Origin of the sequence: Streptomyces hyaluromycini, assembly GCF_002217755.1 — a bacterium.
Lineage (GTDB): Bacteria > Actinomycetota > Actinomycetes > Streptomycetales > Streptomycetaceae > Streptomyces > Streptomyces hyaluromycini.
This window is the reverse complement of the sequence record NZ_BCFL01000020.1, coordinates 260,231-286,153: the sequence shown is the minus strand read 5'-3', so window position 1 is coordinate 286,153 and position 25,923 is coordinate 260,231. Positions and strand designations below refer to the sequence as shown.

Here is a 25,923-nt window from a genome sequence, read left to right as displayed (position 1 = left end):
CGTCCTTTCCTCGGCTCCGCACGCTCAGCGCCGACGGCCGGTGCGGGAGGCGACTCGGGAGAGCCGGAACCAGTAGAAGCCGTGCCCCGCGAGGGTGAGCAGATACGGCAGTTCACCGATGGCGGGGAAGCGCACCCCGCCGATCAGCTCGACCGGGTGCCGGCCGTCGTAGGCCCGCAGATCGAGTTCGGTGGGCTGGGCGAACCGGGAGAAGTTGTGCACACAGAGGACGAGGTCGTCCTCGTACTCCCGCAGGAACGCGATCACCGCCGGGTTCGACGACTGCAGCTCGGTGTAGGACCCCAGTCCGAAGGCAGGATTCTGCTTGCGGATCTCGATCATCCGGCGGGTCCAGTGCAGCAGGGAGGACGGCGAGGACATGGAGGCCTCGACGTTGGTGACCTGGTAGCCGTAGACGGGGTCCATGATGGTCGGCAGGTAGAGCCGTCCGGGGTCGCAGGAGGAGAAGCCGGCGTTGCGGTCGGGGGTCCACTGCATGGGGGTGCGCACGGCGTCGCGGTCGCCGAGCCAGATGTTGTCGCCCATGCCGATCTCGTCGCCGTAGTAGAGGATCGGCGAGCCGGGCAGGGACAGCAGGAGCGCGGTGAAGAGCTCGATCTGGTTGCGGTCGTTGTCGAGGAGGGGGGCGAGCCGCCGCCTGATGCCGATGTTGGCGCGCATACGCGGGTCTTTGGCGTATTCGGCCCACATGTAGTCGCGTTCCTCGTCGGTGACCATTTCGAGGGTCAGCTCGTCGTGGTTGCGCAGGAAGATGCCCCACTGGCAGCCGGAGGGGATGGCGGGGGTCTTGGCGAGGATCTCCGAGACGGGGTAGCGGGACTCCCGGCGCACGGCCATGAAGATCCGCGGCATCACCGGGAAATGGAACGCCATGTGGCACTCGTCCCCGCCGCTGCGGTAGTCGCCGAAGTAGTCGACGACGTCCTCCGGCCACTGGTTCGCCTCGGCCAGCAGCACGGTGTCCGGGAACATGGCGTCGATCTCGCGGCGGACCCGCCTGAGGAACTCGTGGGTGGGCGGCAGGTTCTCGCAGTTGGTGCCCTCCTGCGCGTACAGATAGGGCACCGCGTCCAGCCGGAAGCCGTCGATGCCCAGGTCCAGCCAGAACCGGAGCGCCGCCAGCACCTCTTCCTGCACCGCCGGGTTCTCGTAGTTGAGATCGGGCTGGTGCGAGAAGAACCGGTGGAAGTAGTACTGGCCGCGCACCGGATCGAAGGTCCAGTTGGAGACCTCCGTGTCGACGAAGATGATCCGCGCGCCCTGGTACTGCTTGTCGTCGTCCGCCCACATGTAGAAGTCCCCGTACGGCCCGTCCGGGTTCTTCCGGGACTCCTGGAACCACGGGTGCTGGTCGCTGGTGTGGTTGACGACGAAGTCGATGATGACGCGCATGCCGCGCTGGTGGGCGGCGTCGACGAACTCCACGAAGTCGGCGAGGTCACCGAACTCGGGGAGTACGGCGGTGTAGTCGGAGACGTCGTAACCGCCGTCCCGCAGCGGGGACTTGAAGAAGGGCGGCAGCCAGAGGCAGTCGACGCCGAGCCACTGCAGATAGTCGAGTTTCGCGGTCAGGCCCTTGAGGTCGCCGATGCCGTCGCCGTTGCTGTCCTGGAAGGAGCGGACCAGGACCTCGTAGAAGACGGCGCGTTTGAACCAGTCCGGATCCCGGTCCTTGGCGGGGGTGTCCTCGAAGGTGTCCGGGACGGGTTCGTTGACAGTCATGACGCGCTGGGCCCTCCGTTCGCTGGTGTCGGCCGCCCTACCTGGAGCACGTGTGCCGGCGTCCGGCCGGGGACGAGGCGCACGAAGTTGGTCCTGCCCCATGAGTAGGTCTCACCCGTCAGTTCGTCCTGCACGGACAGGACGGCGTTCCAGTCCAGGCCGAGTTGCGGCATGTCCAACGAGACCGTGGCCTCCTGGGTGTGGTGCGGATCGAGGCTGACGACCACCAGAACCGTGTCCGGCCCGGTGCGCTTGCTGTAGGCGATGACGGAGTCGTTGTCCGTGTGGTGAAAGCTCAGGTTGCGCAGGTGCCGGAGCGCGGGATGGCGGCGCCGGACGGTGTTGAGGCGGGTGATGAGGGGGGCGATGCCGTCGGTGTCGGCGCGTGCCCAGTCGCGTGGCCTGAGTTGGTACTTCTCGGAGTCGAGGTACTCCTCGCTGCCTTCCTTCAGGGGGGTGTTCTCGCAGAGTTCGTAGCCGCTGTAGATGCCCCAGGTGGGGGAGAGGGTGGCGGCGAGCACGGCGCGGGCCTCGAAGGCGGGGCGGTGGCCGTGCTGGAGGTAGGCGTGCAGGATGTCCGGGGTGTTGGCGAAGAAGTTCGGCCGCATCCAGGCCGCGGACTCGCCGGACAGCTCGGTGAGGTACTCGGTGAGTTCCTGCTTGGTGTTGCGCCAGGTGAAGTAGGTGTAGGACTGCTGGAAGCCGGTCTGGGCCAGGGTGCGCATCATCGCGGGCCGGGTGAAGGCCTCGGCGAGGAAGATCACGTCGGGGTCGGCCGCGTTGATCTCGGCGATCACCCGCTCCCAGAACACCACCGGTTTGGTGTGGGGGTTGTCGACGCGGAAGATCCGCACCCCGCAGTCCATCCAGTGCCGCAGCACCCGCACGGTCTCGGCGATCAGCCCGGGCATGTCGGCGTCGAAGGCGATGGGGTAGATGTCCTGGTACTTCTTGGGCGGGTTCTCGGCGTAGGCGATGGTGCCGTCCGGGCGGTGGTGGAACCACTCGGGGTGCTTCTCCACCCAGGGGTGGTCCGGCGAGCACTGCAGCGCGAAGTCCAGGGCGATCTCCAGGCCGTGCCGGCCGGCCTCCGCGACGAACCACTGGAAGTCCTCCAGGGTCCCCAGGTCCGGATGGACGGCGTCGTGCCCGCCCTCGGGCGAGCCGATCGCCCACGGCACACCGACGTCCTCCGGTCCCGGGTCGAGGGTGTTGTTGCGGCCCTTGCGGAAGGTGGTGCCGATGGGGTGGATCGGGGGGAGGTAGACGACGTCGAAGCCCATCTCCGCGATCTTCGGCAGGCGTCGGGCCGCTGTCCGGAACGTGCCGTGCGGCCGCTGCGGTGTCCCCTCGGAGCGGGGGAAGAACTCGTACCAGGAGCCGTACAGGGCCCGTTCACGCTCCACGAGCAGCGGCAACGGCTCGGAGACGGTCACCAGCTCCCGCAGCGGATACCGCGCCAGGACCTCGTCCACCTCGGGAGCGAGGGCGTTCGCCAGCCGCGCGTGCAGCGGGAGGGAGTCGTCGCCCAGGGCACGGGCCGCCGCGAGGATCCGCTCGCGTTCACGTCCCTCGGGGACGCCGGCGGCCGCCCGCTCGTACAGTCCGGCGCCCTCCTCCAGGACCAGGCCGGTGTCGATGCCCGCCGGGATCTTCACCCGGGCGTGCTGCCGCCAGGTGGCGAGCGGGGCGCTCCAGGACTCCACGTGATACGTCCAGCGGCCCGTCGCGTCCGGGGTGACCTCGGCGCCCCAGCGGTCGGTGCCGGAGACCAGCTCCCGCATCGGGGTCCAGGGGCCGGGCCGGCCCTCGGGGTCGCACAGCACCACATTGGCGCCGACGGCGTCATGGCCCTCGCGGAAGACGGTGGCGGTGACCTGGAAGGTCTCGCCGGGGACCGCCTTCACCGGACGCCCGCCGCACTCCACGGCGGGCCGGACGTCACGCACCGGAACGCGGCCGATGGGCTCGGTCGCCTTCATGGGTCTCACCTCCGCCGTGCGCGGAGCCGGGCCCGGGGCCCGGCTCCGCGGTCCGTAGTGCGCCGGAAGACCGGTGTCTTCCCGCGGGGTCCGTCTGCGGGATCACTGCCTCGCGGAACGCCGGTCCGTCGGCGGCCCCTGCCGGACCGTCCCGCCCAGCCGGGCCCGCCCACCCTGGTCCCGCACATAGGTCACGAGGCTGGTGCGCAGATAGCGCTCGGCCGCCTCCACCGCCTCCCGGGCGCAGCGCTTGCCCATCAGCACGCACAGCGTGTAGCCCGAGTCCTCGAAGGTGGACCGCACCTCGCGGTCCTGCGGCGAGGCGAGCATGACGCGCTCCCACGCCCGGTAGCGCCGCAGCTGCCGGGCCACCTCGGCCTTCGCGGGTAGCAGCATGGCCGTGTCTTTCCTTCCCACGCTCTCGAATGGGCACGTGTCCCCGAGGATCGGGGGAGCGTCCGGGCACGGAGAGGCACGGAGCCGTTACGGCGAATCGAGGCTTTCACTCATGGTGCACGCACGATGACCGAGCGTCTTGTTGGAACTTCAACCACCTCGGGAGTCTCTCGTGTTGCACGAATGGCGTAGCGCCCGCACAGTGAAGGTGACTCAGGAGCGATCGGCGCTCACGCTGCGCGTCCGGAACGGATTTCCGGACGGGTGAGGGGGAGCGAGAGCTTCGCGGGTGAGGAGCTAGCGACAATGAAGACCGCAGTGCCCTGCTACTACCACCTCGACGTGGAGGTCAGCCCGGAACGGGTGGGACAGGTCAGCCGCATACTGGCCGCCCATCTGCGTTACTGGGATCTCGACAACCTCGTGGACCCCGTCTGCCGCGGTGCCGAACTGCTGCTGACCGCCATCGACCAGCACGCGACGGACAAGCGCACGTCCATCGAGATGTGGTGGAACGGGCAGCACCTCATCACCGCCATCGGTGACGACGACCGGGATCTCCGCCCCGACCAGGATCTGCGCGGGTGCCTGGCGCACCTCGCCGCGACCAGCGACGGCTGGGGCTGCTGTGCCCCGGAGACCGGCAGCAAGATCATCTGGTTCTCGCAGCGGGCCCGCTCCGGCGAGCGCGTCCCGCTGGTCAGGACCGGGCCGGCGCCCCGGCTCCGCCAGGTCCTCCAGGTGCCGCGCGACCTGCCGGTCGCCCAGTTGGCCGCATCCGCCGACGGCGTCCTGGAAGGCGCCCGGTGACGGCGAGGAAGTCCCGGAAAGGGGTGCCCGTGTGGAGCGGGCACCCCTACCCGTTGGGGGCCTCCTTCGACGGGCAGGGCACCAACTTCGCCCTGTTCAGCGAGGTCGCCGAGCGGGTCGAGCTGGTCCTGGTCAACGACGCCGCCACGCAGACGACGGTGCCGATGACCGAGGTCGACGGCTTCGTCTGGCACGCCTACCTGCCCGGCGTCGGACCAGGACAGCGCTACGGATACCGGGTGACCGGCCCCTGGAACCCCGACCTGGGCCACTGGTGCAATCCGGCGAAGCTGCTCCTGGACCCGTACGCCCGGGCGATAGACGGCCAGATCGACAACCACGCCTCCCTCTACGAATGCACCCCCGGCGGGCCGTCCCCGGCCGACAGCGCCGGGCACTCCATGCTCGGCGTGGTCACCGACCCCTACTTCGACTGGGGCGACGACCGCCCGCCCCGGCGGCCGTACTCCGACTCGGTGATCTACGAGGCCCATGTCCGCGGCCTGACCCTCACCCATCCGGAGGTACCCGAACGGCTCCGGGGCAGTTACGCCGGGCTCGCGCACCCGGCGGTCCTCGACCACCTGACCTCGCTCGGCGTCACGGCGGTCGAGCTGATGCCGGTGCACCAGTTCGTGCAGGACGGAGTGCTCCAGGACCGCGGCCTGTCCAACTACTGGGGCTACAACACCATCGGCTACTTCGCCCCGCACAACGCCTACAGCGCCTTCGGCAGCCGGGGCCAGCAGGTCAACGAGTTCAAGGCGATGGTGAAGGCGCTGCACGCGGCAGGGCTCGAAGTGATCCTCGACGTGGTCTACAACCACACCGCCGAGGGCAACGAGATGGGCCCCACGCTGTCCTTCCGGGGCATCGACAACGCCTCCTACTACCGGCTCGTGGACGGCGACTGGGCGCACTACTACGACACCACCGGCACCGGGAACAGCCTGCTGATGCGGCACCCCTACGTGCTCCAGCTGATCATGGACTCGCTGCGGTACTGGGTGACCGAGATGCACGTCGACGGCTTCCGCTTCGACCTCGCGGCCACCCTGGCGCGCCAGTTCCACGAGGTGGACCGCCTTTCGGCGTTCTTCGACCTGATCCAGCAGGACCCGGTGATCAGCAGGGTCAAGCTCATCGCCGAACCCTGGGACGTGGGGGAGGGCGGCTACCAGGTCGGCAACTTCCCGCAGCTGTGGTCGGAGTGGAACGGCAAGTACCGGGACGCCGTGCGGGACTTCTGGCGGGCCGAACCGGGCTCGCTGGGCGAGTTCGCCTCCCGGCTCACCGGCTCCTCCGACCTGTACCAGCACAGCAGGCGGCGGCCGCGGGCGAGCGTCAACTTCGTCACCGCGCACGACGGTTTCACGCTGCGCGACCTGGTGTCGTACAACGACAAGCACAACCAGGCCAACGGCGAGGGCAACCGCGACGGCGAGAGCCACAACCGGTCCTGGAACTGCGGTGCCGAGGGCGAGACCACCGACCCGGCCGTGCTCGAACTGCGGTCCCGCCAGCAGCGCAACCTCCTCGCCACCCTGCTGCTGTCCCAGGGCATCCCCATGCTCAGCCACGGCGACGAACTCGGCCGCACCCAGGGCGGCAACAACAACGCCTACTGCCAGGACAACGAGGTCTCCTGGATCGACTGGGAGCTGACCGACGAGCAGCAGGCCCTCACCGACTTCACCCGGTACGTCATCGGGCTGCGCGCCGCCCACCCCGTGCTGCGCCGGCGGCGCTTCTTCCGGGGCGAGACCGCCATGCACCCCAGGCAGCCGCTGTCGGACCTGGTGTGGCTGCTGCCCGACGCCCGCGAGATGACCGACCGGGACTGGCAGCGCGCCGACGCGCACTCGGTCGGCGTCTTCCTCAACGGCGACGCCATCGCCGAACGGGACCCCTACGGGCGGCGCCTGGTCGACGACTCGTTCCTGCTGCTCCTCAACGGCTACTGGGAGCCGGTCGACTTCCGGCTGCCCGACGAGTCCTACGGCGAGCACTGGACGACTCTCATCGACACGGCCGACCCGGAGGGGGTGCCGGACGAACGCGAACGCAAGGCGGGCACGAGGCTCCGGGTGGAGGCACGGAGTCTGGTCGTGCTGTCGCGGCCGTCGAGGTAGTGCCACGGCTGCGGGTGCGTGGGGGTTGCTCGCGCAGTTCCCCGCGCTCCTGAAGGGGCGCTACGCCTGACGCCCCTGAAAGGGGCGCGGGGAACTGCGCGACCAGCCACGACGCACCCGCACCCGACCACCAGGGCGAACCCGGCACGGCATCGGCTCAGCGCGCGCCGCGGGCCGTCGTCACCGTGAACTGTGCTCCGTCCGGATCCCGGAGGATCGCCTCGGTCTCCTCCTCGCTCAGCACGCTGCCGCCGTGTTTCTCGGCGATCCGGGCGCACGCCGCCACGTCGCTGACCGCGAAGTGGATCTGCCAGTGCGGCCGTACCGACGGATCGGGGGCCGTCTCCACCGCCCCCGAGTCGATGCGGGCCACGGCATCGCCGCGGCTGCGCAGCACGACCTCGCCGCCCTCGTACTCGACCTCGCAGCAGCCCGGCTTGCCGGAGGCCCAGCCGAGGACCTCGCCGTAGAAGATCGCCGAGTCGAAGGCGTTGCGGGTGTGCAGGCGGATGAAGGTCGGGGCGGCCCGCCGCCAGGTCTCCCAGTTGGAGACCAGCTCCCCCTCCCAGATGCCGAAGACGGCGCCGTCCCGGTCGGCGATCAACGCCGCCCTGCCGGGCGGGAAGGACAACGGCCCCACCGCGGGGGTGCCGCCGCGCTCCCGGGCGCGGGCCACCGCCTCGTCCGCGTCGGGCACCGCGAAGTACGGCGTCCAGGCCACCGCCATCTGCCACATCGAGGCGACCGCGGCGATGCCCGCCACCGGCACCCCGTCCGCCAGCGCGATCCGGAAGTGGTCGCCGAGCCTGACACTGCGCCATCGCCAGCCCAGCACGGCACTGTAGAAGTCCTCGGTCGTCTGCAGGTCGCGGCTGGTCAGGCTCACCCAGCACGGGGCACCGAAGACCGAGTGCGTCGAGATCACCGATCGCTTCTTCTGCACGGGGCGGGGGGGAGGCGTGTCGTCGTTCATGGCACTCGCGTCCTGGTGTCGGGGCCGGCAGGGGGACCGGTCTGCCACCAGTCTCCAACCGGAAGAGGCAGGAACGCCTGCCGAGTACCCCGGTGGCGCGGCGGGAAGAGGCCGACCAGCCGATCCGGGCGCGGGACGCGGCGCCCGTCGGGTGCGTCTCAGCCGGCCTCGGCCAGCAGGTCCTCGCGCAGCCGGTCGAAGCAGGCGCTGAGCAGGCGGGACACATGCATCTGCGAGATACCCAGCTGCTCGGCGATCCGGCTCTGCGTCATACCGCGGAAGAACCGCAGATAGAGGATGAGCCGGTCGCGCTCGGGCAGCCCCTGCAGGCACGGTTCCGCGGCGGTGCGGTCGACGATCAGGTCGTAGCCGGGGTCCGGGGCGCCCAGGGTGTCGCCGAGCGCACAGCCGTCGCCGCCGAGGACCTCGGCGTCCAGCGACAGCGCCGAATAGCACTCCAGGGCCTCCATCCCGGCCCGCACCTCGCTCTCGGTGAGCTGGGCCCGTGCGGCGATCTCGGCGACCGTGGGCGGGTGCCCCGGGGCCGTCTGGCCCAGCTCCTTGAGGGCGCCCCGGACCCGGTTGCGCAGCTCCTGGACCCGGCGCGGCACGTGCAGGGTCCACATGTGGTCGCGGAAGTGGCGTTTGATCTCGCCGGTGATCGTCGGCACGGCGTACGCCTCGAAGGCCCGGCCGCGCGCCGGGTCGTAGTGGTCGACCGCCTTCACCAGCCCCAGCGCGGCGACCTGGTAGAGATCCTCCGCGGTCTCCCCGCGACCGCGGAACCGCACGGCGATCCGCTCGGCCATGGGCAGCCACAGCTCGACCAGCTCGTCCCTGAGCGCCCGGCGCTGCGGCCCCTCGGGCAGCTCGGCCAGCCGGACGAAGTCCTGGGCCGTGTCCGGGGCGTCGTCGTGCGGGTGGGTCTTGGGTTTGCAGGTGGTACGCATCGCACGCACCTCCCTCGGCACTGAACTGCGCATGCCCCTAATGCCGCATAGCAAAACAATTCACTCGAAAAGGTGAGATAGTTCTCATTTCTACGCCGATCTCCTCTCGGCTCTGACTTTGACCCTCCCTTGGGAGAGATACCTCTGTAGCAGAGGTAATCTTCGAGGTGTGGAATCGGAGACCTTTCCGGAAGAACTCGCCGACGCGTTGGTCGGCATCCAGCGGCTGATCCGTCGCCGGCTGCGGCGCGGGCTCACCCGGCCGCGGCTGCGCGGTGCCGAGGTGGAGCTGCTGCGGCTGGTCGAGTCCCGGCCCGGGATCGGCATCTCGGACGCCGCCAAGGAGCTGTACCTGGCGAGCAACTCGGTGTCGACCCTGGTCAACCAGCTCGTCAAGGACGGCTACCTGCTCCGGGAGACCGACCCGGCCGACCGGCGGGCCGCCCGGCTGCAGCTGACCGAACGCGCCGAGAAACGACTCGCCGACTGGCACCGCCGCCGCGCGGAACTCGTCGCCGGCCATGTCGCCCGGCTGGACGAGGCGGACCGGGAGGCGCTGCGAGCGGCGCTTCCCGCGTTGCGCCGGCTCGCCGACACCCTGCACGAGGAGGCCGGGGAATCATGACAACGGACACCACCGCAGTCGCCTGCACCGGTCTCTCCTACTCCTTCGGAGAGACCAAGGCCGTCGACGGACTCGACCTGAGCGTCGGAGAGGGCGAGGTCTTCGGCCTGCTGGGCCCCAACGGCGCCGGCAAGACCACCGCCATCCGCTGCATCACCACCCTGCTGCCCGTCCCCGCCGGGATGGTCCGCGTCTTCGGCCACGACACCGGCAAGGACCGAATGGCCGTCCGCAGACTGCTCGGCTACGTCCCGCAGCAGCTGTCCGCCGACAGCGGACTCACCGGCCGCGAGAACGTCGAGCTGTTCGCCCGCGTCTTCGACGTCCCCCGGCGCGAGCGGGCCGCGCGGGTCGCCGAGGCGCTGGAGGTCGTCGACCTCGCCGACGCCGCCGACCGGCTCGCCGGCACCTACTCCGGCGGCATGGTCCGCCGCCTCGAACTGGCCCAGGCGCTGGTCAGCGCGCCCCGGCTGCTGATCCTCGACGAGCCGACCATCGGCCTCGACCCGATCGCCCGCACCGGCGTGTGGGACCAGATCAACGCCGTACGCGAAGCCACCGGCATGACCGTCCTGGTCACCACCCACTACATGGACGAGGCCGACCAGCACTGCGACCGGGTCGGCCTGATGCACCGCGGCCGCATCCGCGCCCTCGGCACCCCCACCGAGCTCCGGCGCGGTCTCGCCGAACGCCAGGGCGGCGACGCCCTGCCCACCCTCGAAGACGTCTTCCGCGACGTGGCCGGCAGCGGCCTCGACGACCGGTCAGGAGGTTTCCGCGATGTCCGAAGCACCCGCCGCACCGCGAACCGTGTCGGCTGAGCCCACGGGCACGTCCCTGCTGCTGACCCCACCCCAGCCGCGCTCCGGCTGGCGGCTGCTGCCCGCCCGGGTCGTCGCCATGTGCGCCGTCGAGCTGCAGAAGCTCCGCCACGACCGCACCGAGCTCTACACCCGCGCCATCCAGCCCGCCCTCTGGCTGCTGATCTTCGGCCAGACCTTCACCCGGATCAAGGCGATACCCACCGGCGGCATCCCCTACATCGACTACCTGGCGCCCGGCATCATCGCCCAGTCCGCGATGTTCATCGCCATCTTCTACGGCATCCAGATCATCTGGGAACGCGACGCCGGTATCCTCAACAAGCTCCTCGTCACCCCCACCCCCCGCTCCGCCCTCATCACCGGCAAGGCCTTCGCGGCCGGCGTGAAGTCCCTGATCCAGGCCGTCGTGGTGATCGTCATCGCCGCGATCCTCGGCGTCTCCCTCACCTGGAACCCGCTGAAGCTCCTCGGGGTCGGGCTCGCCGTGGTCCTCGCCTCGGCCTTCTTCTCCTGCCTGTCGATGAGCATCGCGGGCATCGTGCTCAGCCGCGACCGGCTGATGGGCATCGGGCAGGCGATCACCATGCCGCTGTTCTTCGGCTCCAACGCCCTCTACCCCGTGGCGATCATGCCCGGCTGGCTCCAGGTGGTCAGCAAGATCAACCCGCTGAGCTACCAGGTCGACGCCCTGCGCGGCCTGCTGCTCGGCACGCCCGCCCACCTCGGCCTCGACTTCGGTGTGCTGGCGGTCGCCGCAGCCCTCGGCATCACCGCGGCCTCCTCGTTGCTCGGCCGCCTGGCCCGCTGAGCCGGCCGCGGCCGGGACGCACGCCGACGTGATGTGCGGCACGCGCCCGCGACCCGCTCCGGACCCCTGGGGCGGGATAACCGCTGCGCAACGCTTGATCAGCGATCAAAGCGGGCGAACCCCCTGGCCACAGTGCATTCCGCTCATTTGACAGTGCGCTGAGCACACAGATAAACAGCGGGGGTCGAGAGGGGCATTGTGTACGAGCCGAACGTGGTCGGGGACTGGCATGAGTACGACGAACATGCCGGTCTGCGGGTCCGCGTCCACCGCCTGGAGGAGTCCGAGCCGCCCCGCGGCCGGGACGACGCCGCGGCCGGGCTGACGTACTTCAGTGCCCGGGTGACCATCGAGAACCGCGGCTCCCGCCACTTCAGCGTCCAGCTGGAGGACGGCCAGATCGACGTCCGGGTCGGCCCCGACGGCGAGGGCGCGTTCATCGACTGGCGCAACTCCCAGTTCATCGAGGGCTTCGACGTCTACCCGCTGCGCCGCGCCACCGCCGTCCTCTACGCCGCCGGACCGGAGGCAGCCCTGGCCCAGGTGGACATCCAGGTCCACCTGAGGGTCGACGAGGAGTGGACGGAACGCCGGCTGTGGGCGGGCGGCATCGGCGTGCTGGAGTCGACGACCGCCGCGGCCTGCCAGGCCGCCGGCCCGGGCAGCCTGTCCCACCAGGTGACAGCCTTCCTCAAGGACCAGACAGAGCCCGGCCCCACCACATCCTGAGCGGCAGCGCCCCGAAGGCGCATCGCGGCCTTCCCCTTGAGCGCCTAAGCGGGTCCGGCGAAGTGCGCTGCGGTTCGGCAGCGCCCCGATAGGGGCGCGGGGAACTGCGCGACCAGCCACGACGGCGCCGCAGCCGAACGACGACCCATCCCGGCGCCACCAGCGGAGCGCTCAGTGGGGGATGCCGTCGATGATCTCGCGGGCGCCCTGCCGGAGCAGGGCCACGGCGACCGAGGTCCCGAGCGTCGCCGGGTCGAGGCGCCCCGCCCACTCGTGGGCGTTCAGCCGGGTCTTGCCGTCCGGGGTGAACACGCAGGCGCGCAGCGACAGCTCACCGCCGCCGTCGACCCGGGCGAAGCCGGCGATCGGGCTGTTGCAGTGGCCCTGGAGCACATGCAGGAACATCCGCTCGGCGGTCGCCTCCCGGTAGGTGTCCGGGTCACCGAGCCCGCTCACCACGTCGATCAGCTCGGAGTCGCCCTCCCGGCACTGCAGCGCGAGGATGCCGGCGCCGATGGGCGGCATCATCGTCTCCGGGTCCAGCACCTCGCTGATCACGTCCGTACGGTCGATCCGCTCCAGGCCCGCCACCGCGAGCAGCAGCGCGTCGGCGTCCCCGGCGGCGAGCTTCTCCAGGCGCCGGTTGTCGTTGCCCCGGAACGGCACGCACTCCAGGTGCGGGTGGGTGGCGGCCAGTTGGGCGACCCGGCGGACCGAGGAGGTGCCGATCCGGGTACCCGGCGGCAGCTGATCCAGCGTCAGCCCGCCCGGGTGGACGAGAGCGTCGCGGATGTCGTCCCGCTTCAGGAACGCCGCGAACACCGTGCCGGCGGGCAACGGCCGGTCCGCCGGCACGTCCTTCACACAGTGCACGGCGAGATCCGCCTTGCCGGCCAGGAGCGCGGCGTCCACCTCCTTGGTGAACGCGCCCTTCCCCTCCACCTGTGAGAGATCGCCCAGCCACTTGTCGCCGGTTGTCTTCACCGGCACGACCTCGGTGCGCACCTGCGGATGGAGGGCGGCCAACTCGGCTCGGACGCGGGCCACTTGGGCCAGGGCCATCGGCGAGTCGCGGGAGACGATACGGATCAACTCGGGAACCGACATGACAGACACCATAGACCTTCCCGTCAATCGCGGATTCCGACATCCTGTCGGTCGCCGCCCGGCCGTCAGTCCGCGTCCGGAGGCAGGTCCGCCGCCGATTCCTCCGGTGCGAGGTCAGGGCGCAGCCGCAGCCAGGACGGCTGGCGCAGCAGCCCGGCCCGGGTCCGGGTGCTGTACCTGACCTCGCCGACCAGCCGGGGCAGCACCCAGCGGGCGTCCGGGACCGCCGGGACCGGGTCGAAGGGGCACGAGTCGGTGCCGGCGGCCCGCAGCAGCGCGGCCAGTTCGGTCCGCTCCGCCGCGCTCCAGCCGGTGCCCACCCCGCCGACGTACCGCAGCCGCCCGTCGGCGGACCGCTGGCCGACCAGCACCGCGCCCGGCAGCCCGGTCAGCCGCCCCTTGCCCGGCAGCCAGCCGCCGACGATCACGTCCTCGGCGCGCATGTTCCGGATCTTGATCCAGGCGCGGGACCGCACCCCCGGCTCGTACCCCGAGTCGAGCCGCTTGCAGACCAGGCCCTCAAGACCGTGCTCCCGGGTCGCCCGCAGCGCCTCGGCGCCGTGCCCGACGACGGCCCCCGGCGTCGACCAGTGCGGCCCCTCCAGGGCCAGGGACTCCAGGCGTGCCCGCCGGTCCGCGTATGCCGTGGTGAGCAGCGGGTCAGCCAGGAGCAGCACGTCGAACAGCACCAGATGGACCGGGACCCGGGCCGCCATCCGGGCCGCCCGGGCCGGGGCGTGGGCCAGGCCCATCCGGCTCTGCAGCAACTGGAAGTCGGCGCGCCCCTGTTCGTCGACGGCCAGCACCTCGCCGTCCAGGATCGCCGGGGTCCGGCCCAGAGCCTGCGACAGCGGGCGCAGTTCGGGATAGGCCGCGGTGATCTCCTCGCCGGAACGGGCGCGCAGCAGCATGCTGCCGTCGCCGGGCAGGTAGACGACCACCCGCTGGCCGTCCTGCTTGGTCTCGTAGGCCCACTTGGCGTCCTGTGCGGCGGGCGGCAGCCGGCCGGGGGTGGCGAGCATGGGCGGGATCACGGGGAGGGCGGTCACCCAGGAGATGTGAACCGGCCGCCGTCGCCGCACGCGCCCGGCGGCGCCGGTTCCCCCGGACGGGCCTCAGGCGTCCGGCCCCGGCGGCGGGGGCTGCACCAGCCCCGACTGGTAGGCCATCACCACCAGTTGGGCCCGGTCCCGGGCGTCCAGCTTGGTCATCGCCCGGTGGATGTGGGTGCGCACGGTCAGCGGGGAGACGAACAGTTTCCCGGCGATCTCGTCGTTGGAGCGGCCCTCGGCCGCCAGCGCCATGACCTCGCGTTCGCGCGCGGTGAGGACCCGCAGCTGTTCGGGGGCGGCGAGCCGGGCGCCGGGCGCGGGCGTGGCCAGGAACCGGGTGATGAGGGTGCGGGTCGCGGTGGGGGAGAGCAGCGACTCGCCGGCGGCCACCGTGCGGATCCCGGCCAGCAGCGCCTCGGCGGTCACGTCCTTGCCGAGGAAGCCGCTGGCCCCGGAGCGCAGCGCCTGTGCCACGTACTCGTCGACCTCGAAGGTGGTCAGGATCAGCACCCGCACGCCGGACAGCTCCGGGTCCGCGCAGACGGCGGCCGTGGCGGCGAGCCCGTCGGTGCCGGGCATCCGGATGTCCATCAGCACGATGTCGGGCCGGTGCTCGCGGGTGCGCGCGACCGCCTCGGCGCCGTCGGTGGCCTCGGCGACCACCTCCATGTCGGCGCAGGAGTCGATCAGGATCCGGAAGGTGGCCCGCAGCAGGGCCTGGTCGTCGGCGAGCAGCACGCGGATGGTCATGGCGTCCCTTGTTCTTCCGGTTCCGTGGCGCCGGGGGCGCTGGGGTACAGCGGCAGCCGGGTGGTGACCTCGTAGCCGCCGCCCTCCCGGTGCCCGGCGGCGAAGGCACCGCCGACCGACTGGGCCCGCTCGCGCATCCCGATCAGCCCGAAGCCGTGCCCGGGGGCGGGCGCGGCCGGGGCGGTGGCGGTGCCGTCGTCGGTGACGGTGAGGGTCAGCCGGTCCCGGGCCCAGCCGATCCGGACGTACGCGGCCTCGGCCGAGGCGTGTTTGGTGACGTTGGTCAGCGCCTCCTGCACGATCCTGTACGCCGTCAGGTCCACGCCCGCCGTCAGCGGCCGCGGGCTGCCCTCGACGCTCACGTGCACGGCGAGTCCCGCGGACTCGCAGGCCTCGGTCAGCTCCGGCAGCCGGTCGAGGCCGGGGCTCGGTGCGAGCGGCAGGTCCGGGTCGCCGGTCTGCCGAAGCAGCCCCACGGTGGCCTTCAGCTCGCGCAGCGCGGAGGCGGTCGTACCGGCGAGATCGCCGAGGATCCGGTGCACCTGGTCGGGATGGGTGCGCGAGAGGTGGGCGGCCGTGCCGGCCTGGGCGTTGGCCAGCGCCAGATGGTGGGCGACCACGTCGTGCAGCTCCCGGGCGATCCGCATCCGCTCCTCCGCGACCCGGTGCCGGGCCTCCTCCTCCCGGCTGCGCTCGGCGTACTCGGCCCGCGCCTGCACGGCGTCCAGATACGCGGTCTGCAGCCGGACCGCGTTGCCGGCGACGACCGGCAGCAGCAGCCAGGCGGCCGGACTGATCGTCTCCAGCGGCCAGGGGATGCCCGCCGGCGCGAAGACCATCGCGGCGCCCACCACGAGGGCGACGCTCGCGAAGTAGTACCGGCGGGCGGTGGGCCGGTCGGTGTCGACCGCCAGCCGGTACAGCGCCAGCATCAGCCCGCCCAGCAGCAGCGGGGTGGGCAGATGCCCGAGCCCGGCGGCGGCCGCGGTGGCCGCCGCGCCGAGGGCGACGACCGTGCGCGGCCGGGTGCGCTGCCAGAGCAGCGCACCGCAGCCGACGGCGGCGAGGGCGATGGTGAGGCCGACCGTGTGCTGGTCCTCGGCGCTCATGGTGATCTCGCTGCCGAACAGGAACGAGGCGAACAGCAGCACCGCCGCCATGGTGTCGACGGTACGGGTGTGTTCTTCGGTGTAGCGCTGCCAGGGGGTGCTCATCGATCGCTCCGGTCGGTCTCCTGTGACCATGGTCCGTGATACGGCGGGCGGGCCGCCCGCGCTGCGGCGGCGCGGGCGGCCCCGGGGGAGGGCGAGGGTCACAGGCGAGCCGGTTCCGGGGCGCTGTCACCGGCCGGGGCGGGCACCGTACGGCCGAGCGCCTCGCCCTCCACGTCGACGGAGGGCAGCGCCCGGTCCAGCCATCGCGGCAGCCACCAGGCCGACCGGCCCAGCAGCGCCAGCACCGCCGGGACGATCGCCATCCGTACGACGAACGCGTCGAACAGGACCGCCGAGGCGAGCCCGAACCCGATCATCTTGATCATGGACTCGCCGGCGCCGATGAACCCGGAGAACACCGCCATCATGATCAGCGCGGCGGCCGCCACGACCCGCGCGCTGTACCGGAACCCGCTGACGACCGCCTGCCCCGGCCCGCTCCCGTGCACGTACGCCTCCCGCATCCGGGACACCAGGAACACCTCGTAGTCCATGGCGAGTCCGAAGACGATGCCCACCAGGAAGATCGGCATCAGGCTCATCACCGGCCCGGTGGACTCCACACCCAGCAGATCCGCGCCGTGCCCCTGCTGGAAGACCAGGACGACCGCGCCCAGCGAGGCCAGCACCGACAGCAGGAAGCCGAGCGCCGCCTTCAGCGGGACCAGCACCGAACGGAACACCAGGAGCAGCAGCACCACGGCGAGCCCGACCACGACCAGCAGGTACGGCACCAGCGCGTCCTGCACCTTCTGGGCCACGTCGATGTTGACCGCGGTCGTGCCCGTGACCAGGAAGGTGGCCCCGGTGCCCGCCTCCACGGCCGCACGCTCACCCCGGATGGCGTGCACGAGCTCCTTGGTCCGCTCGTCGCTCGGACCGGTCGCCGGGACCGCCGAGAACACCGCCGTGTCGCCCGCCGCGTCGAACCGCGCCGCCGACACCGAGACCACGCCCTCGGTGTCCTTGATCCGCCGCGTGATCGTCGTGACCGCGCCCTTGACGTCAGTCGCCCCGGTGCCGTCGACGACGATGGTCAGCGGCCCGTTGAAGCCCGGGCCGAAGCCTTGCGCCAGGTCGTCGTAGGCCCGGCGCTCGGTGGTGGACGTCGGCTTCACCTCGTCGCCGGGCATGCCCAGTTGCAGATCCCGCACCGGCAGCGCGAGCGCGCCCAGGCCGACCACCCCGAGCAGCAGCACGGCCAGCGGACGGCGCAGCACGAACCGCGCCCAGCGGCTGCCGCCGTTGTTCTCCCCGGCCTCCTCGACCCGGCCGCTCCTGCGGGCCCGGCGCGAGAGCACGGCGTTCGGCCAGCAGCCGAGCAGGGCCGGCACCAGCGTCAGCGCGATCAGCACCGCGACGACCACCGCACCGGCGGCGGCCAGCCCCATCTTCGTCAGCATCGGGATGCCGACCACCGACAGCCCGGCCAGCGCGATGACCACGGTGAGCCCGGCGAAGACGACCGCCGAACCGGCCGTACCGGCGGCGAGGGCGGCCGCCTCCTGCGGGGCGTGGCCCCTCGCGCGCTCCTCGCGGTAGCGCGAGACGACGAACATCGCGTAGTCGATGCCGACGGCAAGGCCCAGCATGGTCGCCAGCGTGCCGGTGGTGGAGGAGAGGCCGAGCGCCTTGGCCAGGGCCAGGATCGAGGCCATGCCGATGCCGACCCCGATGAGCGCGGTGAGCAGCGGCAGTCCGGCCGCCGCCAGGGAGCCGAAGGTGAGCAGCAGGACCAGGGCGGCGATCGCGATGCCGACCGCCTCGGCGGAGCCCCCCGCAGCGGGCTGGGTGGCGAGGGCGGTGCCGCCGGTCTCGACGGTCAGCCCCGAGCCGCGGGCCCGGTCGATCGCCTTCTCCAGGTGCTGCTTGGCCGCGTCGGTGAGGTCGTGCGCGGTCACCTTGAAGGTGATGTTCGCGTAGGCCGTCGTACCGTCCGCGCTGACGCCCTTCGCCGCGAACGGGCTGACCGCGCTCGCGACCTGCGCGCCGTCGGCCGCCTCGCCGACCAGCCTCTCGATCGCCGCCCGGTTCGGGCCGGCGGTCACCTTCTCGCCCTCGGGGGCCACGAAGACGATCCGGGCGTTCGCCCCGTCCGCCGCCGAGCCCGGGAACCGCTCGCCGAGCAGGTCGAAGGCGCGCTGGGACTCGATCCCCGGCATGGTCGAGGAGGTGTCGGGTGCCTCGGGCGCCCGGACGGCGGCGAAGCCGACGGCGGCCAGCACGGCCACCCACAGCACGGCGACGAGTCGGCGCCGCCGGAAGGCCAGACGGCCCAGTCGGTAGAGGAAAGTAGCCACGGGACGGAGATCTCCACATCTGCTGTTCGCGGGGACCGGTCCAGAGTCCCGGCGGCCACCCCGTGCCGTCGTCGTGCGGCTGCCGACAATCCCGGCTACTGAGTACGCAGTACACGCGCCGGCGGCCGTCATCCCGGCGGCTGACAGCCTCCTGTCATGAGGGGCGTACGCGGTGGGGCGGGCCGCCCCCCGAAGGCACGGCCCGCCCCACCGCTGATCACCTTCCGCGTCCGCGGCTCAGTGCACGGACTCGGCCGTGGGCTCGACCGGGGCCGGAGCGGGCTCCGGGTCCGCCGGGCGCCGGCCGGGCAGGAAGGAGGCGAGGACGAAGGCCAGGACGGCCGCGCCCGCACCGATCGCCATGACCACCTTGAAGCCGTTCTCGGAGGGCAGGGTGGTGCCGCCGAGGCTGATGGTCAGCTGAGACAGGACCACTCCGGCGACGGCGCTGGCCACCGAAGTGCCGATGGACCGCATCAGCGTGTTGAGGCTGTTCGCGGCGGCCGTCTCCGACGCCGGGACGGCACCCATGATCAGCGCGGGCATCGCGCCGTACGCGAACCCGACACCGGCGCCGATGATGCACGAGACCAGGATCAGGTGCCAGACCTCGGACATCAGGACGATGTTGAGGCCGTAGCCCGCGGCGACGATCACCGCGCCGATCATGAGCGTGATCTTCGGACCCCTGGACTTGGTGATGGCGGCCGAGACCGGGGCGAAGGCCATCATCACCAGACCCTGCGGCGCCATCACCAGACCGACCGTCAGCATCGACCTGCCGAGGCCGTAACCCGTCTGGGTCGGCAGCTGGAGCAGCTGCGGGAGCACCAGGGACATCGCGAACATCGAGAAGCCGAACGCGATCGAGGCGAGGTTGGTGAACAGCACCTGGCGGCGGACCGTGGTGCGCAGATCGACCAGCGGCTGGACGGTGCGCAGTTCGAAGAAGCCCCAGGCGAGCAGCACGACGACCGCGAGCGCGAACAGGCCGAGCGTGGTGCCGCTCGCCCAGCCCCAGTCGGCACCCTTGGAGACGGCGAGCAGCAGCGAGACCAGGCCGACCGCGAGGCCCACCGCGCCGACCGCGTCGAAGCGGCCGCCCGAGCGCACCTTGGACTCCGGCACCAGCAGCATCACCAGCACGAACGCGACGACACCGAGGGCGGCCGAGGTCCAGAACAGCACATGCCAGTCGTAGTGGTCCGCGATGAAGGCCGCGGTCGGCAGGCCGAGCGCGCCGCCGACGCCCAGCGAGGCACTCATCAGCGCCGTCGAGCCCGCGAGGCGCTCCGGGGGCAGCTCGTCGCGCATGATGCTGATGCCCAGCGGGACCACCGCGGCCGCGAGGCCCTGGAGGCTACGGCCGACGATCATCGGGACCAGCGAGTCGCTCAGCGCGGCCACCACCGAGCCGGAGACCAGCAGCACCAGGCTGACCAGCAGCATCAGCCGCTTGCCGAACATGTCGCCGAGGCGGCCGGCCACCGGGGTGGCCACGGCGGCGGCCAGCAGGGTCGCCGTCACCGCCCAGGCGGCGTTGGACGCGGAGGCGTTCAGGTACTTCGGCAGCTCCGGGACGATCGGGATCACCAGGGTCTGCATCAGCGAGACGGTGATACCGGCCAGGGCCAGCACCGCCACCACCGCGTTCGGACCGGTGCGCGCCGGGCTCACGGACCCGGCGGGCCGGACAGGGGCTTCGGACATGGGAGAGGGCCTCCGTAGGCAGGGCAGGGGGCGACTGGCGTATATTTAAGTCAGTCGCTTGACTTATTGTACTGGCAGGGTGTCACCGCACTCGGCGGCCCTGCCGCGTAGGCTTCTTCGGCTGGACCTCGCCGCTTCGGGCGGGGCCCCGGTACGGCTCGCGGGACCGGCCGGTCCGGGTGGTGCGCGGTCCCGGAGCGGTGGTGGGCATGGCGGGCAGGACGGCACGGGCGGACCAGGTCAGCGCGACGCGGGAGGCCATCCTGGGCGCGGCGGAGCGGCTCTACGCCGAACAGGGCGTGTACGCCGTCTCCAACCGCCAGGTCAGCGAGGCCGCCGGCCAGGGCAACAACGCGGCCGTCGGCTACCACTTCGGCACCAAGGCCGACCTGGTCCGCGCCGTCGCCGCCCGGCACTTCGACCGGATCGAGGAGATCCGGGTCCGCCTGCTGGCCGAGGTCGGCGACTCCGACGACGTGCGCGACTGGGTGGACTGCCTGGTCCGCCCGATCACCGAGCACCTCGCCGGCCTGGGCAGGCCGACCTGGTACGCCCGCTTCTGCGCCCAGGTCATGACCGACCCCGCTCTGTACGACATCATGGTCGAGGAGTCCCTCACTTCGCCGTCGCTGCGCCGGGCCGTCGACGCGCTGAACCGGCGGCTGCCTCAGCTGCCCGCCGAGGTCCGCACCGAACGCGGCTTGATGGCACGGACGTTGATCCTGCACACCTGCGCCGAGCGGGAGCGCGCCCTCGCCGAGGGCACCGCCACTCCGCGCGCCACCTGGAGCGACGCGGCCACCGGGCTCACCGACGCGCTCCTCGGGCTGTGGCTGGCGCCCGTCTCCGCTACGCGTCGAAGGTGACGACGACCTTCTCGGCGGCCCCCGGCGTCAGCGCCAGCTCGAAGGCGCGGTGGACGTCGGTGAACGGGACACGGTGGCTGATCAGCTTCGCGAACCGCTCGTGGTGCTCGACCAGTTCGGGGGTGACCTCGAAGATCTCCGTCGGGTAGCCCTGCGAGGCGACGAGGGTCAGCTCGCTGCGCAGCATGCCGCCGAGGTCGATCTCGCCCTTCTTCTGCACGGCGACCATGACCAGCCTGGCGTGCCACTGTGCGTTGGCCACCACGGTGTTGAAGACCGCCGGGGCGCCGGCCGCGTCGATGAAGACGTCGGTGCCCGGGCGGGGCTGGCCCAGCGCGTTGGCGCTCTGCCCGTGCAGCTCGGTCAGCCGCGCGGTGACGTCCTCCTCGGCGGAGTTGATCACGGCGTCCGCGCCCACGGCCAGCGCCTTCTCCAGCCGGGCCGGGATGACGTCGGCGACGACCACGTGCCGGACGCCTCGCAGCTTCAGCCAGATCGCCGCGCCAAGACCGATCGGTCCGGCGCCGAACACGACCACCTTGTCGTCCGGCGCGGCCTCGGAACGGTTGACCGCGTGCCGGGACACGGCCATCGGTTCGTTCAGGGAAGCGACCTCGAACGGCACGGTGTCCGGGAACACCGCGACACTCCGTCCCACCTCGGCGTTCTCGATCAGCAGGTACTCGCTGAGGGCGCCGTACCGGCCGCCGCAGCCGATGATCCCGGTGGGCGCGTCCTGCGGGTTCACCACCACCCGGTCGCCCGTCTTCAGCCCCGTGACCTCGGCGCCGACCTCGACGACCTCGCCGGCCGGCTCGTGGCCCAGGGCGATCGGGACCAGGTCGCCGCCCAGGTGGGCGTGGGCGGGCATGCCGCCCATGTGCAGGAAGGTGACGTCGGTGCCGCAGATACCGCCCGCGCGGATCTTGAGCAGCACGTCCTTCGGGCCGGGCACGGGACGCTCGACGTCCACGACCTCGATCCGGCCGACGCCGCCGGTCTGTACGGACTTCATCGTGGCCATGGGTGACTCTCGCTTTCTGGTGGTGCCGTGCTGGTCTGTCGGGCCGTGTGGCCGAGGAGATGCCCTCGGGCCGGTCGCCGTGCCGGGGGGAGTGGGCCGGCGACCGGCCCGAGGGCCGCGCCGGTTCCCGTCCCCACGGGCTCCGGCGCCAGGGCCCGCCACTGGGCAGGCCCCCGGGGCGGCCTCCGCTCAGGACGACCCCGGTTACTTGAGTTAGGCAAGCATATGTGGCTTACTTGAGTCAAGCAAGCGAATTGCCGGCGCCTCGAACGAATGGGTCACCCCATGTATGGCAGCTCCCCCTTACCCCCCGTGCTCGCCCGTGGCAGCGGGCAGCGCCTCCTGGTCGCCGCCGGTGACCCGGACACCACCGAACTCCTCATCTCCACCCTGGAGTTGGCGGGCTACCGGACCGGTGCGGCGGGCAGCGGCGCCGAGGTGGCGCGGCGGCTCGCGGAGTACCGGTACGACCTGGTCGTCATCGACGCCGAACTGCCCGGCCTCGACGACCTCGCCCAGGGCGGCCGCTTCAAGCCGGCCTACCGGCCTCCGGTCCTCCTGCTCGCGGTCTGTGAATCCCTGGCCCGGCTGGTGCCCGAACTCGGCGCCGGCGAACGGGACTACGTCACCAAACCCTTCCGGATCGCCGAGGTCCTCGCCCGGGTCAAGGTTCTGCTCCGGGGCGTGGGCGGCGACCGGCGGGGCGGCATGCTGGACCATGCCGACCTGGTCCTGGACGACGGCACCTGCCGGGCCCGCCGGGGCGCCCGCACCCTCGACCTCACGCCCGCCGAGTACCGGCTGCTGCGTCACCTCCTGGTCAACGCCGAGAAGGTGCTGTCCAAGGAGCAGATCAGCCGCTACGTCTGGGGCGAGTTCCGGGGCGGCAACGCCATCGAGCAGCTTGTCTCCCGGCTCAGGCGCAAGGTCGACCGGGGCGGACCCGCGCTGATCCACACCCGGCGGGGTTTCGGCTACTGGCTGGGGGAGTCGTGAGGGTCCGGATGGCCGCTTCGCGATGGAATCCGTGAGCAAATGCCCTGGTGGCCGCGTCGTCCGTCTGGCGTGGTGGACGCGGCGGGGGATCGGTCGACCGCTCATGCGGGTGCGCGGTATCGCCCGTGACGTCAAGTCGCGTTATCCATAAGGAAGTTTATGATGTCTGTCCGGTACGCGGGTTATGGCGATGATGCGGCTCTGTGACCTGGGTCACGTCAGCTTGATGTCAGGGAACTGACCGGATGCGGTCAGCCCATCCTGTTTGCATGTGCTCATCCCCCACACCGAGGAGACAGCGATGGCCGACACCCTGACCAGTAGCGGCACCGGACCCGGCCCGTCCGCACCGGTCCACGAGTTCCCGATGCCCCGGGCCGCGGGCTGCCCCTTCGACCCGCCCCCGGGCCTGAGCGCCGCCCGGGAGGAGGGGCCGCTCGCCAAGGTCCGGCTCTGGGACGGCAAGGACTACTGGCTGCTCACCCGGTACGCCGACCAGCGTGCCGTGCTGCTCGACCCGCGGGTCAGCGCCGACCTCACCCGGCCCGGATATCCGCTCCAGGCCCCCAGCAACGGCAAGAACAACATCAGCTTCATCCTGATGGACGACCCCGAGCACGCCCGGCTGCGCCGCATGGTCACCGCACCGTTCGCGATCAAACGCGTCGAGGCGCTGCGCCCGGCCGTACAGAAGATCGTCGACGACCTGATCGACGAGATGCTCGCCGGCCCGAAACCCGTCGACCTCGTCGAGGCGTTCGCACTCCCGGTGCCCTCGCTCGTGATCTGCGCGCTGCTCGGAGTGCCCTACGACGACCACGACTTCTTCCAGGAGAACAGCAAGATCCTCATCAGGCGGGACGCGGCCATGGAGGACCGGATGGCCGCCCACGGGAAGCTGATCGGCTATCTCGACGAGCTGATGGGCGAGAAGATGGCGCACCCCGGCGACGACCTGCTCTCCGGGCTGGTGGCCCGCGTGCAGTCGGGCGAGCTGACCCGGACCGACGCCGCGCAGATGGGCGTCCTGCTGCTGCTCGCGGGGCACGAGACCACCGCCAACATGATCGCCCTCGGCACCCTCGCCCTCCTCGAACACCCCGGACAGCTGGCCCTGTTGCGGGACACCGACGACCCGAAGCTGATCGCGTCCGCGGTGGAGGAACTGCTGCGCTACCTGAGCATCGTGCACGGCGGCCGGCGCCGCGCGGTCCTGGCGGACATCGAGGTCGCCGGTCAGGTGATCCGGGCCGGTGAGGGCGTGATCATGCCGAACGACATCGCCAACCGCGACCCCGAGGCCTTCCCCGACCCCGACCGCCTCGACCTCACCCGCGACGCCCGCCGCCATGTCGCCTTCGGCTTCGGCGTCCACCAGTGCCTGGGCCAGCCGCTGGCCCGGATGGAACTCCAGGTCGTCTACGGCACCCTCTACCGCCGCGTGCCCGGCCTCAGGCTCGCCGCCGGCATCGGCGAACTGCCCTTCAAGCACGACGGATCCGTCTACGGAGTCTATGAACTCCCGGTCACCTGGTGACCCGGCTCCCCACCCACAGCAAGGAGAACACCATGCATGTCGAACTGGACGAACCGAAGTGCGTCGCATCCGGGCAGTGCGTGCTCGCCGCCCCCGAGGTGTTCGACCAGCGGGACGAGGACGGCATCGCCTTCGTCCTGGACGAGAATCCCGCCGGGGACACCCTGGACGCCGTCCGCGAGGCCGTGGCGATCTGCCCGGCCGCCGCGATCCGACTGGTGGAGCAGTGAACCGGATCGTGGTGGTCGGCGCCTCCGCGGCCGGGCTCGCGGCGGCCGAGACGCTCCGCCGCGAGGGCTACGACGGCACGCTGACCCTCGTCGGCGACGAACTCCACACCCCGTACGACCGGCCCCCGCTGTCCAAGCAGGTGCTGTCGGCCGAGTGGGCGCCGGACCGGGTGACACTGCGGGCGCCGACCGAACTCGACTCCCTGGGAGTGGAGTGGAGACTCGGGGTGGCGGCGAGCGGGCTGGACGTGGCGGACCGTACGGTGCGTCTGGCCGACGGCTCGGCGGTGCCCTACGACGGGCTGATCGTGGCCACGGGGGTGCGGCCGCGCCGGCTGCCCGGAGAGGGAGCGCATGTGCTGCGCACCCTCGACGACGCGCTCACCCTGCGGGAGCGGCTCTGGCCGGGGCAGCGGCTGGTGGTGGTCGGCGCCGGGTTCCTCGGCGCCGAGGCCGCCGCGGTCGCCTGGCGGCTGGGTGCGCAGGTGACCCTCCTGGAACCGGCGCCGGTGCCGCTCGCGCACGCGGTCGGCGAGGAGGTGGGCCGGGTGCTGTCCCGGGCCCACCTGGAGCGGGGCGTGGACCTGCGGACCGGGGTCGCGGTGACCGAGGTGACCGAGGACGGGGTGCGGCTCGCCGACGGGGCGGAGATCGAGGCCGACGAGGTGCTGGTGGCGATCGGTTCGCTGCCCAATGTCGAGTGGCTGGCCGACAGCGGGCTGGCCGTCGGCGACGGGGTCGTCTGCGACGAGTACTGCGAGGCCGCGCGGGGGGTGTACGCGGCGGGTGACGTCGCCCGTTGGTACAACCCGTTGTTCGGGGTCTCGATGCGGATCGAGCACCGGACCAACGCGGCGGAGCAGGGGATGGCCGCGGCCCGGAATCTCCTCAATCCCGAGGCGCGCAAGGCGTTCGCGCCGGTGCCGTACTTCTGGTCCGACCAGTACGACATGAAGATCCAGGCGTACGGGTATCTGCGGGGGCACGAGGAAGTGCGGGTCGTGGAGGGGGAGTTGGAGGAGGGGCGGTTCGTCGCCGCGTATCGGAGGGGGGAGCGGTTGAGCGGGGTGCTCGCGGTGGGGGTGCCGCCGAAGGTGATGCGGGGGTGGCGGCAGGCGATTGCGGTGGGGGCGGCTTGGGGGGAGGCCGTGGGCTGAAGTGT

General features: G+C 71.6%; 23 protein-coding genes. 11 read left to right on the top strand and 12 right to left on the bottom strand.

Going from position 1 to position 25,923, the window contains the following annotated elements; translation table 11 throughout:
- Nucleotides 1-24: 24 nt before the first annotated feature.
- From treS to SSP29_RS23085, 3 genes are all read right to left on the bottom strand, one after another.
- Complete coding sequence (gene treS, locus SSP29_RS23095; RefSeq protein ID WP_089102653.1) at nt 25-1,743, bottom strand: maltose alpha-D-glucosyltransferase; 1,719 nt, start codon at nt 1,741-1,743, stop codon at nt 25-27.
- Nucleotides 1,740-3,725, bottom strand: coding sequence for an alpha-1,4-glucan--maltose-1-phosphate maltosyltransferase (locus tag SSP29_RS23090; RefSeq protein WP_089102652.1), 1,986 nt, complete (start codon nt 3,723-3,725; stop codon nt 1,740-1,742). Before SSP29_RS23090 ends, treS begins: the two co-directional genes overlap by 4 nt.
- Before the next feature lie 102 nt (nt 3,726-3,827).
- Nucleotides 3,828-4,121 (bottom strand): DUF5133 domain-containing protein, encoded by a 294-nt coding sequence (locus SSP29_RS23085; protein WP_089102651.1) that lies wholly within the window; start codon nt 4,119-4,121, stop codon nt 3,828-3,830.
- Nucleotides 4,122-4,427: 306 nt separating this feature from the next.
- Between SSP29_RS23085 and SSP29_RS56145 the strand changes: the two genes are divergently transcribed.
- Complete coding sequence (locus SSP29_RS56145; protein WP_089102650.1) at nt 4,428-4,931, top strand: pep a2; 504 nt, start codon at nt 4,428-4,430, stop codon at nt 4,929-4,931.
- A 23-nt stretch (nt 4,932-4,954) separates the two neighbouring features.
- Nucleotides 4,955-7,063, top strand: coding sequence for a glycogen debranching protein GlgX (gene glgX / locus SSP29_RS23075; protein ID WP_167449986.1), 2,109 nt, complete (start codon nt 4,955-4,957; stop codon nt 7,061-7,063).
- A 157-nt stretch (nt 7,064-7,220) separates the two neighbouring features.
- On the opposite strand, the gene SSP29_RS23070 is transcribed toward glgX, so the two are convergent.
- The gene (locus tag SSP29_RS23070) at nt 7,221-8,036 is read right to left on the bottom strand and encodes a VOC family protein (protein ID WP_089102648.1); all 816 of its coding nucleotides are present in this window, start codon (nt 8,034-8,036) and stop codon (nt 7,221-7,223) included.
- Nucleotides 8,037-8,194: 158 nt separating this feature from the next.
- A complete protein-coding gene (locus tag SSP29_RS23065) occupies nt 8,195-8,986 on the bottom strand; it encodes an RNA polymerase sigma factor SigF (RefSeq protein WP_174855996.1) in 792 nt (263 codons plus the stop codon).
- A 169-nt stretch (nt 8,987-9,155) separates the two neighbouring features.
- Between SSP29_RS23065 and SSP29_RS23060 the strand changes: the two genes are divergently transcribed.
- From SSP29_RS23060 to SSP29_RS23045, 4 genes are all read left to right on the top strand, one after another.
- Nucleotides 9,156-9,611: a MarR family winged helix-turn-helix transcriptional regulator gene (locus tag SSP29_RS23060; RefSeq protein WP_089102646.1), complete on the top strand. Its 456-nt coding sequence runs from the start codon at nt 9,156-9,158 to the stop codon at nt 9,609-9,611.
- On the top strand, nt 9,608-10,435 hold the full coding sequence (locus tag SSP29_RS23055) for an ABC transporter ATP-binding protein (protein ID WP_089102645.1): 828 nt from the start codon (nt 9,608-9,610) through the stop codon (nt 10,433-10,435). Before SSP29_RS23060 ends, SSP29_RS23055 begins: the two co-directional genes overlap by 4 nt.
- A complete protein-coding gene (locus tag SSP29_RS23050; RefSeq protein WP_089102644.1) occupies nt 10,395-11,246 on the top strand; it encodes an ABC transporter permease in 852 nt (283 codons plus the stop codon). Before SSP29_RS23055 ends, SSP29_RS23050 begins: the two co-directional genes overlap by 41 nt.
- Before the next feature lie 198 nt (nt 11,247-11,444).
- Entirely contained in the window at nt 11,445-11,975 is a 531-nt protein-coding gene (locus SSP29_RS23045; protein ID WP_089102643.1) for a hypothetical protein, read from the top strand.
- A gap of 171 nt (nt 11,976-12,146) precedes the next feature.
- Here SSP29_RS23045 and hemC read toward each other — a convergent pair whose 3' ends face one another.
- The 6 genes from hemC to SSP29_RS23015 form a co-directional block, all read right to left on the bottom strand.
- Nucleotides 12,147-13,082 (bottom strand): hydroxymethylbilane synthase, encoded by a 936-nt coding sequence (gene hemC / locus SSP29_RS23040; protein ID WP_089102642.1) that lies wholly within the window; start codon nt 13,080-13,082, stop codon nt 12,147-12,149.
- Between the two features lie 65 nt (nt 13,083-13,147).
- On the bottom strand, nt 13,148-14,104 hold the full coding sequence (locus SSP29_RS23035; RefSeq protein ID WP_089102908.1) for an ATP-dependent DNA ligase: 957 nt from the start codon (nt 14,102-14,104) through the stop codon (nt 13,148-13,150).
- 93 nt (nt 14,105-14,197) lie between these two features.
- A complete protein-coding gene (locus SSP29_RS23030; RefSeq protein WP_089102641.1) occupies nt 14,198-14,884 on the bottom strand; it encodes a response regulator transcription factor in 687 nt (228 codons plus the stop codon).
- Nucleotides 14,881-16,098, bottom strand: a complete 1,218-nt coding sequence (locus SSP29_RS23025) for a sensor histidine kinase (protein WP_089102640.1) — start codon at nt 16,096-16,098, stop codon at nt 14,881-14,883. The genes SSP29_RS23030 and SSP29_RS23025 overlap by 4 nt, the downstream gene beginning before the upstream one ends.
- 98 nt (nt 16,099-16,196) lie before the next feature.
- Entirely contained in the window at nt 16,197-18,398 is a 2,202-nt protein-coding gene (locus SSP29_RS23020) for an MMPL family transporter (protein WP_167449985.1), read from the bottom strand.
- Nucleotides 18,399-18,635: 237 nt separating this feature from the next.
- Nucleotides 18,636-20,108 (bottom strand): MFS transporter, encoded by a 1,473-nt coding sequence (locus SSP29_RS23015; protein ID WP_089102639.1) that lies wholly within the window; start codon nt 20,106-20,108, stop codon nt 18,636-18,638.
- A 209-nt stretch (nt 20,109-20,317) separates the two neighbouring features.
- Between SSP29_RS23015 and SSP29_RS23010 the strand changes: the two genes are divergently transcribed.
- Nucleotides 20,318-20,974: a TetR/AcrR family transcriptional regulator gene (locus tag SSP29_RS23010; protein ID WP_089102906.1), complete on the top strand. Its 657-nt coding sequence runs from the start codon at nt 20,318-20,320 to the stop codon at nt 20,972-20,974.
- Here the strand turns inward: SSP29_RS23010 and SSP29_RS23005 are convergent.
- Complete coding sequence (locus SSP29_RS23005) at nt 20,958-21,998, bottom strand: zinc-dependent alcohol dehydrogenase (protein ID WP_089102638.1); 1,041 nt, start codon at nt 21,996-21,998, stop codon at nt 20,958-20,960. The two genes, SSP29_RS23010 and SSP29_RS23005, sit on opposite strands and share 17 nt — an antisense overlap.
- A gap of 285 nt (nt 21,999-22,283) precedes the next feature.
- On the opposite strand from SSP29_RS23005, the gene SSP29_RS23000 reads away from it, so the two are divergent.
- From SSP29_RS23000 to SSP29_RS22985, 4 genes are all read left to right on the top strand, one after another.
- The gene (locus SSP29_RS23000; RefSeq protein WP_089102637.1) at nt 22,284-22,994 is read left to right on the top strand and encodes a response regulator transcription factor; all 711 of its coding nucleotides are present in this window, start codon (nt 22,284-22,286) and stop codon (nt 22,992-22,994) included.
- A 301-nt stretch (nt 22,995-23,295) separates the two neighbouring features.
- Entirely contained in the window at nt 23,296-24,531 is a 1,236-nt protein-coding gene (locus tag SSP29_RS22995) for a cytochrome P450 (RefSeq protein WP_089102636.1), read from the top strand.
- A 32-nt stretch (nt 24,532-24,563) separates the two neighbouring features.
- A complete protein-coding gene (locus SSP29_RS22990; RefSeq protein ID WP_089102904.1) occupies nt 24,564-24,761 on the top strand; it encodes a ferredoxin in 198 nt (65 codons plus the stop codon).
- Nucleotides 24,758-25,918, top strand: coding sequence for an NAD(P)/FAD-dependent oxidoreductase (locus tag SSP29_RS22985; protein WP_174855995.1), 1,161 nt, complete (start codon nt 24,758-24,760; stop codon nt 25,916-25,918). Before SSP29_RS22990 ends, SSP29_RS22985 begins: the two co-directional genes overlap by 4 nt.
- Nucleotides 25,919-25,923 lie beyond the last annotated feature (5 nt).

Excerpts from the sequence above, each read along its gene's own strand:
- treS (WP_089102653.1), bottom strand. The coding sequence starts at position 1,743 with ATGACTGTCAACGAACCCGTCCCGGACACCTTCGAGGACACCCCCGCC.
- SSP29_RS23090 (WP_089102652.1), bottom strand. The coding sequence starts at position 3,725 with ATGAAGGCGACCGAGCCCATCGGCCGCGTTCCGGTGCGTGACGTCCGG.
- SSP29_RS23085 (WP_089102651.1), bottom strand. The coding sequence starts at position 4,121 with ATGCTGCTACCCGCGAAGGCCGAGGTGGCCCGGCAGCTGCGGCGCTAC.
- SSP29_RS56145 (WP_089102650.1), top strand. The coding sequence starts at position 4,428 with ATGAAGACCGCAGTGCCCTGCTACTACCACCTCGACGTGGAGGTCAGC.
- SSP29_RS23070 (WP_089102648.1), bottom strand. The coding sequence starts at position 8,036 with ATGAACGACGACACGCCTCCCCCCCGCCCCGTGCAGAAGAAGCGATCG.
- SSP29_RS23065 (WP_174855996.1), bottom strand. The coding sequence starts at position 8,986 with ATGCGTACCACCTGCAAACCCAAGACCCACCCGCACGACGACGCCCCG.
- SSP29_RS23055 (WP_089102645.1), top strand. The coding sequence starts at position 9,608 with ATGACAACGGACACCACCGCAGTCGCCTGCACCGGTCTCTCCTACTCC.
- SSP29_RS23050 (WP_089102644.1), top strand. The coding sequence starts at position 10,395 with ATGTCCGAAGCACCCGCCGCACCGCGAACCGTGTCGGCTGAGCCCACG.
- hemC (WP_089102642.1), bottom strand. The coding sequence starts at position 13,082 with ATGTCGGTTCCCGAGTTGATCCGTATCGTCTCCCGCGACTCGCCGATG.
- SSP29_RS23035 (WP_089102908.1), bottom strand. The coding sequence starts at position 14,104 with ATGCTCGCCACCCCCGGCCGGCTGCCGCCCGCCGCACAGGACGCCAAG.
- SSP29_RS23030 (WP_089102641.1), bottom strand. The coding sequence starts at position 14,884 with ATGACCATCCGCGTGCTGCTCGCCGACGACCAGGCCCTGCTGCGGGCC.
- SSP29_RS23025 (WP_089102640.1), bottom strand. The coding sequence starts at position 16,098 with ATGAGCACCCCCTGGCAGCGCTACACCGAAGAACACACCCGTACCGTC.
- SSP29_RS23015 (WP_089102639.1), bottom strand. The coding sequence starts at position 20,108 with ATGTCCGAAGCCCCTGTCCGGCCCGCCGGGTCCGTGAGCCCGGCGCGC.
- SSP29_RS23010 (WP_089102906.1), top strand. The coding sequence starts at position 20,318 with ATGGCGGGCAGGACGGCACGGGCGGACCAGGTCAGCGCGACGCGGGAG.
- SSP29_RS23005 (WP_089102638.1), bottom strand. The coding sequence starts at position 21,998 with ATGGCCACGATGAAGTCCGTACAGACCGGCGGCGTCGGCCGGATCGAG.
- SSP29_RS23000 (WP_089102637.1), top strand. The coding sequence starts at position 22,284 with ATGTATGGCAGCTCCCCCTTACCCCCCGTGCTCGCCCGTGGCAGCGGG.
- SSP29_RS22995 (WP_089102636.1), top strand. The coding sequence starts at position 23,296 with ATGGCCGACACCCTGACCAGTAGCGGCACCGGACCCGGCCCGTCCGCA.
- SSP29_RS22990 (WP_089102904.1), top strand. The coding sequence starts at position 24,564 with ATGCATGTCGAACTGGACGAACCGAAGTGCGTCGCATCCGGGCAGTGC.